This window comes from Paenibacillus sp. PDC88, from assembly GCF_900106725.1.
Taxonomy (GTDB): Bacteria; Bacillota; Bacilli; order Paenibacillales; family Paenibacillaceae; genus Paenibacillus; species Paenibacillus shunpengii.
This window is the reverse complement of record NZ_FNNT01000021.1, coordinates 15,303-31,537: the sequence shown is the minus strand read 5'-3', so window position 1 is coordinate 31,537 and position 16,235 is coordinate 15,303. Positions and strand designations below refer to the sequence as shown.

The 16,235-nt window shown below is 41.1% G+C and carries 18 protein-coding genes and 3 pseudogenes; 7 read left to right on the top strand and 14 right to left on the bottom strand.

What is annotated here, in order from left to right:
- The coding region (locus BLW49_RS27905; RefSeq protein ID WP_143042172.1) for an LLM class flavin-dependent oxidoreductase at window positions 1–332 on the bottom strand (332 nt) is incomplete at its 3' end.
- 221 nt (window positions 333–553) lie between these two features.
- On the opposite strand from BLW49_RS27905, the pseudogene BLW49_RS27900 reads away from it, so the two are divergent.
- Both BLW49_RS27900 and BLW49_RS27895 read left to right on the top strand, forming a co-directional pair.
- A pseudogene (locus BLW49_RS27900) lies at window positions 554–1,893 on the top strand (IS3 family transposase).
- Between the two features lie 238 nt (window positions 1,894–2,131).
- A complete protein-coding gene (locus tag BLW49_RS27895) occupies window positions 2,132–2,689 on the top strand; it encodes an NAD(P)H-dependent oxidoreductase (protein ID WP_047911821.1) in 558 nt (185 codons plus the stop codon).
- A gap of 21 nt (window positions 2,690–2,710) precedes the next feature.
- On the opposite strand, the gene BLW49_RS27890 is transcribed toward BLW49_RS27895, so the two are convergent.
- Together BLW49_RS27890 and BLW49_RS27885 are read right to left on the bottom strand one after the other, a co-directional pair.
- Window positions 2,711–3,061 carry a winged helix-turn-helix transcriptional regulator gene (locus tag BLW49_RS27890; RefSeq protein WP_090728134.1) on the bottom strand — a complete coding sequence of 117 codons (351 nt, stop codon included), beginning with the start codon at window positions 3,059–3,061 and terminating at the stop codon, window positions 2,711–2,713.
- A 63-nt stretch (window positions 3,062–3,124) separates the two neighbouring features.
- Entirely contained in the window at window positions 3,125–3,580 is a 456-nt protein-coding gene (locus tag BLW49_RS27885; protein ID WP_177178857.1) for a DinB family protein, read from the bottom strand.
- Window positions 3,581–3,740: 160 nt separating this feature from the next.
- On the opposite strand from BLW49_RS27885, the gene BLW49_RS27880 reads away from it, so the two are divergent.
- From BLW49_RS27880 to BLW49_RS27870, 3 genes are read left to right on the top strand one after another with little or no spacing between them, the layout of a single operon-like run.
- Complete coding sequence (locus BLW49_RS27880; protein ID WP_090728131.1) at window positions 3,741–4,118, top strand: hypothetical protein; 378 nt, start codon at window positions 3,741–3,743, stop codon at window positions 4,116–4,118.
- A gap of 17 nt (window positions 4,119–4,135) precedes the next feature.
- Window positions 4,136–5,239 carry a sensor histidine kinase gene (locus BLW49_RS27875; RefSeq protein ID WP_090728129.1) on the top strand — a complete coding sequence of 368 codons (1,104 nt, stop codon included), beginning with the start codon at window positions 4,136–4,138 and terminating at the stop codon, window positions 5,237–5,239.
- A complete protein-coding gene (locus BLW49_RS27870) occupies window positions 5,236–5,835 on the top strand; it encodes a response regulator transcription factor (RefSeq protein ID WP_090728127.1) in 600 nt (199 codons plus the stop codon). Before BLW49_RS27875 ends, BLW49_RS27870 begins: the two co-directional genes overlap by 4 nt.
- A 148-nt stretch (window positions 5,836–5,983) precedes the next feature.
- Here BLW49_RS27870 and BLW49_RS27865 read toward each other — a convergent pair.
- The 5 genes and pseudogenes from BLW49_RS27865 to BLW49_RS28630 form a co-directional block, all read right to left on the bottom strand.
- A pseudogene (locus BLW49_RS27865) lies at window positions 5,984–6,505 on the bottom strand (GrpB family protein).
- A 241-nt stretch (window positions 6,506–6,746) separates the two neighbouring features.
- The gene (locus tag BLW49_RS27860) at window positions 6,747–7,514 is read right to left on the bottom strand and encodes a nucleotidyltransferase domain-containing protein (protein WP_090728125.1); all 768 of its coding nucleotides are present in this window, start codon (window positions 7,512–7,514) and stop codon (window positions 6,747–6,749) included.
- A gap of 224 nt (window positions 7,515–7,738) precedes the next feature.
- Window positions 7,739–8,062 carry a hypothetical protein gene (locus BLW49_RS27855; RefSeq protein WP_090728124.1) on the bottom strand — a complete coding sequence of 108 codons (324 nt, stop codon included), beginning with the start codon at window positions 8,060–8,062 and terminating at the stop codon, window positions 7,739–7,741.
- A gap of 41 nt (window positions 8,063–8,103) precedes the next feature.
- Window positions 8,104–8,604, bottom strand: coding sequence for a hypothetical protein (locus BLW49_RS27850; protein WP_090728122.1), 501 nt, complete (start codon window positions 8,602–8,604; stop codon window positions 8,104–8,106).
- 81 nt (window positions 8,605–8,685) lie between these two features.
- Window positions 8,686–8,805, bottom strand: a pseudogene (locus BLW49_RS28630) (hypothetical protein); the annotation flags it as partial.
- Here BLW49_RS28630 and BLW49_RS29570 point away from each other — a divergent pair.
- Window positions 8,803–8,928: a helix-turn-helix domain-containing protein gene (locus BLW49_RS29570; RefSeq protein ID WP_143042173.1), complete on the top strand. Its 126-nt coding sequence runs from the start codon at window positions 8,803–8,805 to the stop codon at window positions 8,926–8,928. The pseudogene BLW49_RS28630 and the gene BLW49_RS29570 overlap by 3 nt on opposite strands.
- Before the next feature lie 176 nt (window positions 8,929–9,104).
- Here the strand turns inward: BLW49_RS29570 and BLW49_RS27845 are convergent, their stop codons facing one another.
- Entirely contained in the window at window positions 9,105–9,749 is a 645-nt protein-coding gene (locus BLW49_RS27845) for a copper amine oxidase N-terminal domain-containing protein (protein WP_090728121.1), read from the bottom strand.
- A 296-nt stretch (window positions 9,750–10,045) separates the two neighbouring features.
- A complete protein-coding gene (locus tag BLW49_RS27840) occupies window positions 10,046–11,050 on the bottom strand; it encodes an aldo/keto reductase (RefSeq protein WP_090728119.1) in 1,005 nt (334 codons plus the stop codon).
- A gap of 230 nt (window positions 11,051–11,280) precedes the next feature.
- On the opposite strand from BLW49_RS27840, the gene BLW49_RS27835 reads away from it, so the two are divergent.
- Entirely contained in the window at window positions 11,281–12,120 is an 840-nt protein-coding gene (locus BLW49_RS27835) for an AraC family transcriptional regulator (RefSeq protein ID WP_090728117.1), read from the top strand.
- Window positions 12,121–12,331: 211 nt separating this feature from the next.
- Here the strand turns inward: BLW49_RS27835 and BLW49_RS27830 are convergent, their stop codons facing one another.
- From BLW49_RS27830 to BLW49_RS27810, 4 genes are all read right to left on the bottom strand, one after another.
- A complete protein-coding gene (locus tag BLW49_RS27830) occupies window positions 12,332–12,550 on the bottom strand; it encodes a hypothetical protein (protein ID WP_143042171.1) in 219 nt (72 codons plus the stop codon).
- A gap of 30 nt (window positions 12,551–12,580) precedes the next feature.
- Window positions 12,581–13,213: an HAD family hydrolase gene (locus BLW49_RS27825; protein ID WP_256209962.1), complete on the bottom strand. Its 633-nt coding sequence runs from the start codon at window positions 13,211–13,213 to the stop codon at window positions 12,581–12,583.
- A 74-nt stretch (window positions 13,214–13,287) separates the two neighbouring features.
- A complete protein-coding gene (locus tag BLW49_RS27820) occupies window positions 13,288–14,232 on the bottom strand; it encodes a LacI family DNA-binding transcriptional regulator (RefSeq protein ID WP_090728114.1) in 945 nt (314 codons plus the stop codon).
- A gap of 909 nt (window positions 14,233–15,141) precedes the next feature.
- Window positions 15,142–16,203, bottom strand: coding sequence for a suppressor of fused domain protein (locus tag BLW49_RS27810; RefSeq protein WP_090728112.1), 1,062 nt, complete (start codon window positions 16,201–16,203; stop codon window positions 15,142–15,144).
- Between the last annotated feature and the right edge of the window lie 32 nt (window positions 16,204–16,235).

The window sequence follows — 16,235 nt, the reverse complement described above, 5'->3', positions numbered from 1 at the left end:
AGATCAATCGTTGCAAAATCTTCGTACACCCTGACTGGATCAGAGGTGCTTATTATTGTAGATGAGCTGCCTATTTTCATTGTAGTTGTAGCCTGTGCTATGGCTGCCAGGACAACACTGTGGGCCTGAGTTGCAAAATATTCCTGATGGCTCTCTCCAACACTAAAATGTTCAATGCCTGCTTGTTCTGCTAGCTTCGCCAATTCAATGATTTCCTGTATACGCTGTTTGGCAGATATCCGCTTACCCGTTTCAGGATTAGCTAAATGATCCCCCAATGTATATAGTCCAAACTCTAAACCGTTGTTTGTATCAATCAGGTATTGTTCCATATGTTCATCCTCTTTTCTCCGCTCTTGTGAAATCTATGTTCTATTAATAAATCTTTGTTAATATATTTTTGTTAGTTACTATATTAAGTATATTTAATCATGCAACTCCTGTCAACTTTGATGCTGGGACAAGAACTTGTGTCGATAAAATAAAAAAGCCGCTAAAATGAACTGCACCCCAATTGTTAGACACACTCTAACAGTTGGAGGTGCATTTTTTTATGACTAAGTTTACTGGCGATAAAAAATTGGCGATAGTTCAAGGGTATAACGCTGAACATTTATCGCAAACAGAATACTCAAATCAAATGGGAGTTACCAAGTCTCAATTTCAATATTGGTTGAAGCTCTATGAGATGCATGGTGTGTCTGTCTTTACTAACGGCTATACAAATTATTCGACAAGCTTTAAACTGGACGTACTCAATTATATGGCTCAATCCAACGCCTCTCTCATGGATACCGCTGCTCTGTTTAAGCTCCCGGACTTCTCCATGTTGTATTCCTGGCAGAGAAAGATGGAGACAGGCGGTCTAGAAGCCCTTGAGCCAAAAAAGAAGGGGCCATGAAAATTCGTCTACCAAACGATCCGTAGTTGAAAGGTCTGTGGAAGCACTCGAAGAGCGTATCAAGCATCTTGAAATGGAAAATGAGTATCTAAAAAAGTTGAATGCCTTAGTTCGAAACAAGGAAAAGTCACCAAACAGGACAAAGCACAAGCCGTCTGGGAGCTAAGGCATAAATATCCGGTGGTGGCACTCATACAGCTGGCTGGTATTCCGCGCAGCACCTATTACAACCTTATAAAAAGAATGAGTCAACCCGATTCGAATGCTGATTTAGAATCTGAAATCCAGTCCATTTACATGGAGCATGAGGGTCGTTACGGATATCGCCGTATTCGTGATGAACTGGAAATCCGCGGAAGGAAAGTAAACCACAAAAAGATTCAGCGGCTTATGAAGAAGATGGGCCTTAAATGCCTGGTGCGCATGAAAAAGTATAAGTCATATAAAGGGACAGTCGGCAAGACTGCACCGAATCATCTGGATCGCCAGTTCACGGCTGAGGCGCCAAAAATGAGAAGTGGGTGACGGACATCACGGAGTTTAAGTTATTTGGAGAAAAGCTGTATCTTTCCCCCATTTTGGACTTATTCAACGGAGAGATTATCACCTATACCATCGGTTCACGACCAACCTATTCTCTGGTATCTGAGATGCTGGATACAGGACTGAAGCGTCTGCAAGAGAAGCACCGTCTTCTCCTTCATTCAGATCAAGGATGGCATTACCAAATGAAGACGTATTGCCATGTGCTGAAGTCGAGAGGCATTCTTCAAAGCATGTCACGAAGAGGGAATTGTTATGACAACGCCGTCATTGAGAATTTCTTTGGCATTCTCAAGTCGGAGTTTTTATACTACAAAAAGTTTGAAAGTGTAGAGCATTTCAAGAAGGAACTGGAAAAATATATTAAATACTACAATACCAAACGGTTGAAGGCAAAAATCAAAATGAGTCCGGTACAGTACCGAACTCATTTTGAGAAAGCTGCCTGAAGAAATAACCGTGTCTAACTTTTGAGGGTCACTTCATTTCCGCGACTTATTTGCTGCACCAAGTTCTTCTTCGCCTTAACGCTGTTGAGCATAATAAGCTGAACTCTGGCCGGAGTCCTCCTATTTTTATCAGTTCTTGTAAAGCCGCCGGTTACCTTTTGGTAAGTACCTGAAAAAAATGTGCGTACTTATAATTTGAGGCAATCGCCATTATACTCATGAATAAAGGAGGGGTCACATGAAAACCCTGGTGATTGTAACGCACCCAAACTTAGAAACGTCAACGATTAATAAACGGCTGGTAGAAGAATTAAATAAGTTTCCGGAGAAGTATACCGTCCATGATTTGTACAAGACATACCCCGACGGGAACATTGATGTAAAGAGCGAACAGAGATTGGTAGAATCGCATGCAAATCTAGTATTTCAGTTCCCAATCTTCTGGTTCAATTGCCCGCCACTGTTGAAAAAATGGCTTGATGATGTACTGACTTACGGCTGGGGCTATGGTTCAAGCAGCGGTAACCAAATGAAACATCGAAAAGTCGCTCTAGCCGTGTCAACCGGGATAAGACGAGAGGAATATAGTTCTGACGGGAAATACAAATATTCGTTAGAGCAACTGCTAGCACCATTTGAAACAACGTTCCACTACTGCAATTCAGACTACCGCTCGTTCTTTGCTGTTTATGGTAAGGAGGGCGACGAAGCGTCAACAGTCGAAGACAATAGACCGACGACCAACCTATTGGAAGTGAGAGCACATGAATATCTTCGCTTTATAGACACTCTGTAAGGCATACACTCTTCAGGAGGTTTAATCAAGCCTCCTGTTTTTCTCTCCCCACTCACACATCATATGTAAAATTGGAATGATCGATTGCCCTAGTTCCGATAAGGAATATTCAACCTTCGGGGGAATTTGGGCATAATCTTTGCGGAGAATCAAGCCGTCAGCTTCGAGCTCTTTTAGCATCATACTTAACGTCTTGAAAGGAATGCCGTTAATTTTACGCAACATTTCATTGGGGCGCAGAACATTGTATTCGGCCAGACAATATAGAATGGTCATTTTATACTTGCCACCAATAACGGACAGCGTATAACCGAACCCGGTTTCTTTCTGATTCACCCCATGCGGAACACAGGTTCCACGATTTACATCCATAAAGATCACACTTCCTTTGTTGTATTTTTATATTAAACTTCCTGAATCCTTATCATCTCAGAATCAGTCGACATGGAGAATTTGCCGGAGATGATGATTCATATGCTCGACATAATCATCCACTAGCCACAACAAGGTTCGGATCTCCCCATCCGGCAGCAGCACCTGACTTGAAGATAACGATTCTTCAGGGATAGAGGAAACGACTCTAAGAATAGAGAGATTTACACTCTCCCAGAGCGCCAGGACCTCCTCCACCGAAGCCGTTTCATAGCGTTGCGCCACAACCCAAGCATCTTGGTTATATGAAGTTACCGTATATCTTCCCGATGTATGCTGGGCGTCAATGAACCGAATCAAATTATGAATGGCCGAATCGCACAGATGACCCAGGATTTGCAGTCTGGACCATTTCCCTTCAGACCGTGGAACCCTCATATGCTCGCAGCCCAATTGTTCGATTTTAGCGGGAATTGCTTGGACGAACCCTTCAAGTCGGTCGATAGATCTCTTTTCCAAAACGATCTCTCCTTTGTGTCAGTTATATACGTTATTATATTCGGGTATAATCCGCTGGCTGTCTAGGGCTGATTCAAAAAATGATATTTATAACTACTAACCGATTTTTGACGCTGATACACTAAGGTTGTAATCAAAACCTTATGAAGTGGGTGACGAAATGAACAGAATCTTTAAGGTTGGTATAAGTGTAGGATTCCTTTCCGGGATCATGTGTATTATTCTATATTATGTCTTGTGTGCGCTGCTGGATCTTCGGTTTGAACAGCTGAATCCCTTCTCAATCATGATTGCGTCAATCGTCGTCAATCTAATAGGCGCCTTTATTTATAACAAGATCCAGGATAGGACTTCTAAACCAAGGTTCTACTATGGGCTAGTCACCGTTCTGGGGGCACTACTTCTATCGCTGTATGACTGGGCTTATCCATCTGAACCCAATATTGCAGGGATTGCAAACACGCTTCATGCGCTAACAGCCTCCCTGTCGATTGCGTGGATTCCAACCTGGCTTACTAAGCGGCGCTCTCCAAATTAAAACGATAGGAATGTGTTATGAATACGATTTCAAGAAAATGGCTTGCCTTCGTACCTCTGATTATACCGGCAGTCTATTTATATGGTTTCACACCGCTTCAAGAAGCATGGCTGGATAAATTCCTATTTTTGCTGCTTGCCTTCTGTTATTGGAGGAGCCTGCTATATACGAAGCATCGTGAGATGAATATCTGCATTCAGCTTATTGTCGTTTCCTACTTCATCCTTGTTCATACTCCTTGGCATATGAGCTTCGGCTTTTACCCTTCCTTAGCCATGTCGATGCTTGTCTCGTATCGCAGAATTTCCTGGATGGTCGGTTCCATGGCAGGATGCTTTACAATCGCAGTCTGCCTGTCCGCTTACCTGTCCGGCGAACCTCTTCGGTTCGAATGGCTGCCCATCTCTATCGCTTTGATTGTCCTTCCCTATGTGTCCAAACTGTACCAAGTCTCTTACGAGATGCAGATGAAGCTTTATCATGCCAGCGCAGAAAATGTGAAATATGCAGAGAGAGCACGCATTGCAAGAGATTTGCACGATACGCTGGGCCAGACGTTCTCCATGATTACTGTAAAGAGCGAGCTGGTGGAGAGACTTATTCGATCTAGTCCCGATGAGGCTATTATTGAAGTCGGTGATATCCAGCGGATCTCTAGAGCGGCCTTGCTGCAGGTCCGGGAAATGGTTAATGATATGCAATCCATCGATATCCGAGATGAACTTCATCGTGCTGTGCATATTCTTCAAACTGCCGGCATTGAGGCCGAAACGCACGTACGGATGGACGCGGAAAGAATGATGCCTATCGTACAGAATGTTCTTGGCATGTGCTTGCGGGAATGTATAACCAATGTCGTCAAACATAGCGGGGCAGGAAAATGTTCCATTCAGCTCCTGGAAGATAAGGAACGCTATTTGTTACTCACTTGTGACAATGGGATCGGCATCGCGAAGGGTCAGAATCAAACGGAGAAATGGGGTGCCGGTCTGCTGGGCATGAAGGAACGGTTATCTTTAATAGGAGGAACACTGGAACTGGATTCTGATGCTGAGAATCGCACGAAAGTGACGATTGCCATCCCTCATCACCGAACGCGGGCCAAGGAGGAAACAGGGTGAAAATTGTCATTGCAGAGGACCAAGGAATGTTAAGAAGCGCCATCAGCCGGCTCCTCGGTATGGAACCGGACATCGAAATCGTCGGAGAATCCGACAATGGCGAGCTTGCTGTGCAGCTGATCCGAAAGCTGTCGCCGGATATTGCCGTACTAGATATTGAAATGCCGCTATTAAGCGGACTGGACGTAGCTGAACAGCTTATGGCAGAGGGCAGTAAATGCCGGATCGCCATCGTGACGACTTTTGCCAAAAGCGGATATTATCAGCGAGCAATTCAAGCTGGAGTGATGGGGTATTTCCTAAAGGACGCCCCCGTATCGGAACTTGCCGTATCTTTACGCAAAATTTATAAGGGTAGTCGCGTATTCAGTCCACTCCTCACCTTCTCCATGAGCGAAGAACTGAATCCTTTAACGAATCGGGAGTCTGAGCTTCTATCCTATTTGAGAGCCGGATATTCGGTGAGCGAAATTAGCAAGCTATTATATTTGTCTCCCGCTACCATCCGTAATTACATCTCAGAGATCCTTCAGAAACTCGAGGCGAAGAATCGGATCGATGCCGTTGCAATTGCTCTAAGCAAGGGTTGGATTTGAGCCTCGGAAGAACGTATAACCGAAAAAAGGAGCTGCACATGCGGTAATTGCTTCGAATAAACGAAAGTGGATACCTATTGTAATGACTGCTTACCATCTAAGATGAATGTAACTTTCGGAATAAGCAGTCTATAATATTTTCTTACTCTTACTGAATTCTCTCCCGCCACCACAATAATGCTCTCCTTTCCAAATCTTTTACAAATGCATCTTTACCAGCACTATATCCTTCGATGTCTTTGGGAAATCTCTTGGCTAAATGTACTTTCAACTCTCCGTATTCTTGCACGTCCTTTAGATGCGATTTTAAATAATCCCGAACAGCGATATGGCGTTCGATCTCATATACATGATCAACTTGAAAAAAGTGCACCTGATGAGTCCTGTTTTCTCCTCCTTTACGAAAATATCTCCTTCCAGCCATCCCAAACTCTCAAAGGGGTTCATAACCGATATCAATCATCTTTGAATTAAATCCATCCACGTTTTCAATCTTGTTAACCACCGGCATGATATCAATGATTGGTTTAGCCTTGAGACCTGGAACGGCTGTGCTGCCAATATGATAAATTTCTAGGATTTCACCTTCAAGAACATTCCGGATCAATCTTGCTTCCTTTTGAAATTGATGAACCCAATTGGCATCATATTCTTTTACGACAATGTTCATTGCAGCGATTAGTCATTCTAACTCAACATCCTTTAACTATTTTTTCTTACTTTATTTTCATAAAATCATAGATGACAGAGATCCATTTCATTTAACTGGCTAATGTAGTGGCACAACCGATTTTTACATAGGTAGGTAGTTTACTTATGAGTTTTTATCTGAGCTAACCTGTTCGGGCGGCGTTGGACATTTTGAGTGTGGTCGCTGGCTGCTCAGAGTGACCAGAATCGTAAAAATTCTGTTAGCTGAAGGAAGTTCTGGAATCAGCCATTGCATTTAAGGCGTTCTCAAAATAGCTATATACTTCTTCTGCAATTCCCAGAAACTCTTCAACAGGTACATTACTATCCAAGTAACATGCATACAGATATTCAACTAAAGCGGAGTCAATCTTACAATAGTTTAATATGGCATTCTTCATCTTAATAATGTCATCTTGCCATACACCTGTATCTTCTAAAACCAAAGAATATAATGCACGAATTAATCTCTTAGAGTAACCTTTAATATATCTTGATTTCATTGTGTTATCACTAGCATTAGAAAGTGAACGATGTATACGATCTACTTCCTCCTTAGTCTCTGTATTTAAGTCTAAAATGAACTCTGGAGAAATAATGATCGGTGGTACTTTCTCGCCAACGTCATCACCATATAGGCAAACACAAATGATCTTAACCCAAAAACCCCACTCATTTGGTTTACTTAATACATCGTCGATCGAGCAAATGATCGTATCAATCTTAGTTATAACTGGATATTCTTCCAAAAGCCTGTCTTTAATAGCTGACAATCTTTCGTAATCAATATCTTTGGGATTTACACATACAATAGTAAAGTCTGCATCTGACTTAAAAGGTTTAGCAGTTCCTTTTGGAATCGAGCCACACATATAAATGCTATGAATCTTACCTTTAAATTCGGTAAGTATATGATCTATATACTTATCAACAAAATCCTTATATTCACTTTGTATTACAATTCTATTTATAACTCTTTCTAATATCATATAGACACCTCCTAAACTTAGAACTTCTTTCGGCTATCGTCTTATCTACGAGCTTCGTATATAACTTCATTTGTAGAGTATTCGCTAAGTCAATAAACTCTCCTGCATCACTGTTCTTGATTATAACCCCGTAAAAAAAGACTGCACCCCAATAGTTAGATGATTTCTAACTATTGGGGTGCAGTTCGCAGTAATTAGACTCGTATGTGATCCCTCTAGGAGAACTAATCCCCTACTGCAATGATATGCTTCTTTTGTTGACAGGCAATATTGCATAATTTCATAAGGGATATAAAAAAGTTTATCATCTGCTCATTATCTCTATACACCAACTGCAACTCGGAACAAACGATCTTAAGATCTTCCACTTCGGAAGCCATAAAACATTTAACATCGAAGGGGTCTAGACTATACAATATTTTTGCGATCTCAGGTAAGTTTGCTTTGTCATTCCAAATGATACTATGAATATCTTCATCAAATTGTACTAACTCATAATTATTTATACACTCAGCTAAAGAATCTGCAACAAAAAAGGTTACTGCCAAATCATTCAACACCTCAATATTGTTTTAAGACAAACACTTCATTAATCACTAACTGAGTTAAGTATTTGTTTAATGTCAGTTTTCAGATTTTCGGATAATTCATAATCTTTATTTATCTGAATACCTTCCATTTTTTTATCACTCGAATTAATATCAATCCATTTGATGTAAGTGATATCAGGGTCTACTAAAATTCTAATATCGAATGTTTTTAGGCTGTTCTTATCCTGTGCACTTATTAACATTTCATAATAATATTCAGGTATTTGGGGCTTATCAACGACTTCATTAAGAGAGTCAAGTTCATCAACGATCCTATATATATTTCCGATATCATCACCAGGATCTCGATGAGATCCTATAATATCTCCACTCTTCCCTTCCAAATCAGTTTTTGAAACTATTGTATCGATGACTGAATTTTCTTGATTTAATTGTTTCATTTGATTCATATAAGTTCGAACAGTATCTTTGTCAGATTGTGAACATCCTATAACACCAGTTATCAGGATAAATGAAAAAAGTAAAGTTAATAAACGCATAATTATGGATTTCGTCCTTTCATTTTTTCATCCTTATAAAATAGTTTTTCAAACCGCCCAATAATTCCATAAATTAATACGTTATAAAAAATGGAAAGTTGCGTTAAACATCCCGTCAATCACTTTGTATCCATCAAAATTAGCACCGGCAGCAACGACCGCACCATCTCCAATGGTCACACCAGGCAGGATCGTTGAATTCGCATCTCTGAATCAATAGGATTCAGCAGCCAAAGTTATTTTATTGAATCATTCAAAAAAAAGACGAGACTCAGTCCTCTTGCCTACAGGAAATTAGTAAAGGGAGTCCCCAAAGGAAAATAGTTTAGTATCACCTTGATCTTTATACGGCGGTGGCGTCGTACTTTTGTCTTAACCCTGTCAAGTAGACATTACAAAAAAAGCCAAGAATTAAGTTGCGGCCGTTTCCCGGTACTTTACCGGGGAGCGGCCGTTTAGTTTTTTATGAAACCTGCCCTGGAACCTCAGGCTTTCGGAATTCAGGGAACTATAACTCCCCAAGACTCATCGTATTGATATGAATATGGAATCCATTTTTCTCCGGACCTTTTCAATTTAATCTCAATATTTCCAGTTCTGTAAGAGTAGTCTCCGGTCTTCCATTCAACAGAATAATTAACCTTAAATTTATTGAACCCTTCCCAAGTTAGCTCTCCAGTAAGTTCTGCACCGTTCGCTTTCTCAACTAGCTCAGCGCGTTCTTTTTTGTTGGAAATGGATGCCGAAGCCAGTTTTAATGCGGTACTCGTTTCTAATGGAGCAACTGAGACATAAAAATGATTATTACTTGCCATAAGATGACTTGAAGACCATCCAATGGGATCATGATCAAAAAAAGTATCATTCACTTCACGGAGCTGAACATAAACACGTCCGTCTAGTATTTTGACATATGGACCAACTTTAGCAACTAGTTGATTCCCGTCTTTCTGGATAACAGCAGTCTTTGTTTTTTGATTCCAAGATATTTTAGCTCCTAACTGCTCGCCAGTTTCTCGGATGGGCACGTATACTCGATTATCAAGCATTTTGCCATCGACAGTAACGTAATGATTTGCATGAGCAGCAATCGGGCTTAAGATTAGCGCAGCTGATATTATCCCAGATATAAGTTTGTTCTTCATGTTGATATCCTCCAAAAAAAGTGAAGCTAATGAATATGTCTTAAATAGATACTACAAATGCTCGGATTTGTTTCGTTATGATCACGTTCGGTCAATATGATTCCAGATTTATTGAATTTCCACCTAAACGAACGATTGAAGATATGGAAGTACCACCCGTTAGATCTATGGCATGATTTGAGAACAAATGAAAAACACCTCCAAGGTTGTTCTCCATATCTTTACGATAAGATGTATTCCCTTGAAAGTGTTTTATTTTGTTTCACACACGTCTATTAAAGCACATGTTCAATTCATTACCAAGGGAAATTCCCTATTTGTTCTAGCACGCTATCGATCTTTTTAAGTTCGTCTTCGGTTAATGCTGGGAAAGATAAGGATGCTGCATTTTCCTCAATCTGGCTTACCTTGCTTGCTCCGATTAACACGGAGGTAACTCCACCTTTTCGCAAAGCCCACGTAAGTGACATTTGTGCCAAGCTTTGTCCGCGGTGAGCTGCAATGGATTCTAGTTCACGAAATTTAGCGAGTCTTTCTGCAGTTACCGCCTGAGGCTTCAACGTGAGTTCGCCGGAATTCAATTCATGCTCCAACTTGTCTACATATTTGCCTGTTAATTGGCCACGACCAAGCGGACAAAATGCGATGGATCCTATGCCTTGTTGCTGCAGCACTTCAGTTAGACCCTCCTCAATCCACCGATTCAGCATAGAATAGTTAGGCTGATGAACAAGGAGCGGTGTTCCAAGCTCCTTAAGAATTTCAGCAGCTCGTCTTGTTTCTTCCGGACCATAGTTGGACAAACCGACATATAGTGCTTTCCCTTGTTTCACGGCTTGTGCAAGAGCGCTCATCGACTCTTCCAAGGGAGTATCTGTATCAGGTCTATGGTGATAAAAAATATCAACGTAATCGATTCCCATTCGTCTCAAGCTTTGATCCAAACTCGCGAGCAAATTTTTACGAGAGCCCCATTCTCCATATGGCCCGGGCCACATATAATACCCCGCTTTTGTTGATATTAGCATTTCATCGCGATATGGCATCATGTCTTTCTTGAGTATTCCCCCAAATGTTTCCTCAGCTGATCCTGCAGGAGGACCATAGTTATTGGCTAGATCAAAATGTGTGATACCCAGGTCAAATGCACGCCGTATCATCGCCCTTGATTCTTCGAAGGGTTTATTGCCTCCAAAATTCTGCCATAATCCAAGTGAAATAACAGGGAATTTTATGCCGCTTTTTCCGGACCGCTCATATTCCATTCTATTGTACCGTTGATCATTCGCCTGATATATCATGACTATTTCTCCTCTGTGTACAAATTAACTAACAAATACTAGGTTCGTATTACTAGTTAGATCTTACAAGAAAAGAAAAGTGTTTATAATGTCACAATGTGTTTCTCTTATGGTTTTATGTATGTTATCTCTTAGGGATTAGATGCGAGATCTATTCGATCATGTACGTAATGTGGTACTGTTAAATTTATATATCAAAACGTTTAAGCTACGACAAAGGAGATATCTGCATGACCGAATTTATTTCACCGAACCCTCATTTGCATGATCTCTATTTAATCCAATTCGGTATGGAAGCCTGTAAGCCTGGACACTCCTTCGGCCCGTCCATACGTGAATACTACAAAATACATTATATTCTAGATGGTGAAGGTGTGTTTCAGTATGAAGGAAAGAGCTACACACTTAAAAAAGGTGACGGATTCCTTCTCTGTCCTGAAAAAGTCGCTTTTTATAAAGCAGATCATGAGCGTCCATGGCATTATTGCTGGATTGGATTTAATGGAACATCTGCTGAAAATTTGCTCTTTGAAGCAGGACTTTCAAACGAAGTGCCTATTTTTTATATGAATAACGGCTCCTTAACTCAATATGTTGAAACGATGTTGAGGACAAATACGAATGCTCAGGGACGCAGCATCTATTTAAATGGACTTTTGTATATGTACTTTGGTGAACTGGCACAAAGAAGCACTGAAGTTAAAAATGTAGTTTCTCATAACCCAAAAGAAAAATACATAAACCAAGTCATTGATTTTATTAAATTAAATTATGACAGTAGAATTACGGTGGAAGGCATCGCAAGGAGCATCGGTTTGCAGCGCAATTACTTAGGCACTGTATTTAAAGAGTACACGGGTCATAGCATACAAGCTTTTCTCATCATGTATCGAATGAACAGAGCATGCGAACTTTTACATCACGTTCATTTATCGATTGGTGATATTGCACGCTCGGTGGGCTACGAGGATCCACTTTTATTTTCAAAATTATTTAAGAAAATGACAGGTCATTCTCCTTCAGCTTATCGGAAACAAACCTCTTCGTTTTCTACTGAAGAAAGTTCATAGTTCAAGCTCATGTGAATTAAATCTTGGGGAGAGAAGTAAGCTTTGCTATTCTTTCTTGTAATATTGATAACCTGCTTGCTAGCTTGAATTTAACGTGTGGAAACCGATTAGATATACATCTAATCGGTAATCAGAATATATTATTGTCCCCCGGTAACCCGTTCTATGTCACAGTCTTCTGGTTACGCCTTGCCATCGTTTCAACAATAAACTATTCATCTAATTTCTCTTTTAATCTGCCTAGCTCCTCTAGTGCGCCAGAAGCAGAATAATAAATCATTTTTTTCTCTAAGATTTCTATTTCTTCTTCTTTTGTAAGCTCATCAACAGTCTTAGTTACGTTTTTTAACCAATCGAATGTTTCGCTTTTTAATTTTTCAATCTCTTCTAATCTCTCGTTAACGTACTCTGTCACTTTAAAACTCATCATTTCATCTCCCCTTTTTTTACTTATCATTACTTACTTCATGTCATCCCAAAGAACAAGAATATCTTCTGGATTCGCGAACTTAAATTTTGCTGGAATCGCCTCAGGTTGTTTGCATCCCCATAATGCTAATCCAAAGTCTACTCCGGCGCCTCTGGCACATTCGTAATCATAGATCGTATCACCGATGTAAATGCAGGTTTCCGCCTTTGCATCAGATATATCTAGAAATTTAACTAGTGGGTCAGGATGAGGCTTGTGCCGATCTGTATCATCTGCACATACCACATACGGCAAGTAAGAAGCGAGACCAAAAGGAACGAAGTCATCTTGATACTCTCGTTTAGTCTTGGACGTCACAACTCCAGTTGCAACGGATTGTATCTTCAGATTAGCAAGCAGTTGTTGAAAATCCTCAAATACGTGAATGGTATGCCGGAAATCATTCATCAGATCATTCCAGCATTTATTCGCATATTCAATATCTTCGATACCGAGTTGCCCCAAAGATACGGCTCCCGGTATCCCAAGCGCAAATGCGAGATCTTCCTGTTTCATTTTCCGATTATAGTTCTTCTCCAGCAGCTTCTGTAATGAGCCTAACACCGCTTGTTCTGTGTTGATTAATGTTCCGTCAATATCAAAAATAACGGTGTTGTACATCATTTCATCCTCCTTAGCATGATAAGTAATGAACCCTATTCGTATGCTAAAGTATGAAATCCTTTTCAGGTCAATAGCTAAGTAGACTGACGTATAATGATTTGGTAGGGAATCTTTACTTTATTGTTGGTTCTATCCATTGTAAGATCAAAGGCTTGTTCACCAACTTTTACTAACTGATGATCAACGGTAGATAGGCTCAGTCCAATCCCAACCGGTTGATTTTCTTGGCCAATAATCGCCAGATCCTCCGGTACACTTAAATTCATGTCTTTTGCAAACTGATACATTCCTGCCGCGACCTCATCACCGTTAGCATATATAGCTGTGGGTCTGTCTTCCATATTAAGCAGTCGCTGTGCTGCTATAAACCCGTCATCCATCGTTTGACAATCATTCAAATGATACACTGGTGACAAATCACTGAATACTTGCTTGTATGCTTTTATCGTCAACTGTGTGCTGCTACTCTCTTCGTCTCTTGCTGTTGTAAACGCGACGCGTGAATGACCTTTGTCCTTCAACAACTGGAATGCGTCCACGAAAGATGCATACCGATCAATATAGGCACACCCAATTTGGGGATGATCAGTGAACTCGCATGCAACGATAGTTCCATATTTACTATACGGAAGGATTGAATTCCAATCATTAGAACGAGAAGTGATAATGACTCCGTCCAATTGTTTATTTTTCAACATGTTTAAGCAGCGAAGCTCTTTAGCAGGATCGTATTTCGTAGGAAGCACCATTACAGAATAATCATGCTCAATCGATCGATTGAGTACGCCATGGAGCAGTTGATCAAAGGCTTGATTGTTGTTGTATGGTATGATCACACCGATGCATTTTGTTTCCTTACGGATTAAATCAACAGCTAACCGGTTTGGAGTGAAGTCAAGCTCATCAATTACTCGCTGTACCATTTTCCTCTTCGACTCCGAGACATAAGGATGATTATTTATTACCCTTGATACGGTGGATACGCCTGCTAGCTTTGCGATATCAATAATATTTGCCACGGGTACACACTCCTGCACTTTTTACTAAACCAACTTGAATATTTCCATCAACGTCATCTGTCCGTCTCATAATGAACGTTATAACAACTTCTCATTTGTGCCCTTTAATCCGCTTATTCTTTCATTCGTTTATTGAATATCACAGCCGACACAACAAACTGCCGTGCTGCGAACTTTCACTACTAAAATATGAGAATATTTTACATGTAAGGAATTTAACAGAAGCTACTTGAACATATTTGTCTTTTTCCTGCCCGGGTACTAATCCGTTTTCGATTGTTTCCATATAGCCGACAAAAGCATTAGAACAGGAACATTACTGGTTTCTCTAATTTTTTGAAGCACTTGAAAACCATCCAAGCCGGACATCATTACATCAAGAATGACAAGCGAAAGAGGTATCGCGTTTTTCATCAGCCAACCTCAGCCCGGCTGCACCACCGGTAGCAGTCACAGCAGTTAGATTTTCCTGCTCTACACATTTTTTTATAAGAACGCAAAGCTCTTTGTCATCTTCTGTAATCAAACACTAATCATGTTTTTGTCCCATGCTCTAAAATAGAGATTGTACAACGTATTCTCCTATTATTCAATTTGGTGAACCGTCAATATAACAATTGACTTTCATGCCTTCGTTTGCTCTTCTACATATAGAAGCTCTTCGTTTAACTTGATATATTAAAAGTATAAACAAGCCTGTCTATTTATAAAGACAGGCTTGTTTAAGTGTTTTTAAGTTATTCAGTTTTAGTGCAGAATGCCGTCCGTCCCACAGTGAATGGGAAAGATTAATGTAGAGGCTCATTTAAGTCCATAATGCCGATGCAGACAAGCCCTTAACAAAGGAATACAGCCTCTCATTGTGATGACCTTTGAGAAGCCCTATTCTTAGCCTTAATAAGTTAACTTTCAACCAATCGTCTCTACCACATTGTCTTGCTGGTCTTTAATATACGTTTTGGCTACCTGAACGGTTAGACCCTTAAAGGAGGATAGCTTAATCAGCTCCTCCTTCGGCCGCAGCTTGCTTGACAGCTCGGCAACGGTTGCCGCATCCAGCACGATACGAATGTGCTCCGGACCTTCTTCAATCACCGGATTATCTCCCGGCTCCAGCGCTACCCGAACGTTCGGACCTGAGAGATACAGAGGGTTTTGCTTCAAAATGCGGCCCGAAAGCATCTTGCCGATAATCTCTGCCTGCTTGGCACCAAGCGTAAGCACCGCCGGCGATTTTCTTAACAGCCGTTTCACGGGCGGCTCCCAGCCTAATTGGCTGACATACAGGAAGCCCGTATTCGACCCGTCACGCTTCAAGCCTTCCTCCACCGCTGTGGCAACCGCAGGCAGCATCAGCAAAGATGACCGCTCGAGATCCGTTATATAGTAAGGCATATATGGCTCGCAGATTTTCAGCATGGCATGCGAATTCCACGTCTGCATTGCATCTCGTTCATCCCCTGTAATGCCAATCATTTGGATAAACTCCATACGCCCATTTGGCGTTTCTATCGAAGGCAGCTCCGGATCCTCCGTATAGCATAGCGCTTTAAGCTTCGTATCCGAACCCAAGCAGATTGGACCATTGGTATCCAAGTAATCACCCGACCGGAATCGGTTTCCGCTTTTGTATATATACCTTCCCATATTTTGCAGTAGGTCAAGCGCCCATGCCGGAGGCTGCTCCTCCGTCTCGCTGCGCTTCAGCCTGAAGGTCAGCTCAAAGCCGAAACCGCTATGCTCCTTATCCTCCTTCTCCTTGCCGTACAGCTCCGTAAATCCAAAAGTCACCATATGCCAATGCGGCGCAGGATGCTCCGCTTTATATACACTGATGCCGTCCAGCGGATCACCTCCGAACATAGCAGGCAGCGACGAGCCGTAGTGCATAGGCTTCTGATCTCCGTATAGCTTGGTCATCGCATCTTCAATGGCATCCCATCCTGGGGCCATATCTTCTTCCTCTTTCATCCGTATTCCTCCTCAAATTCGCCCTCATTAAA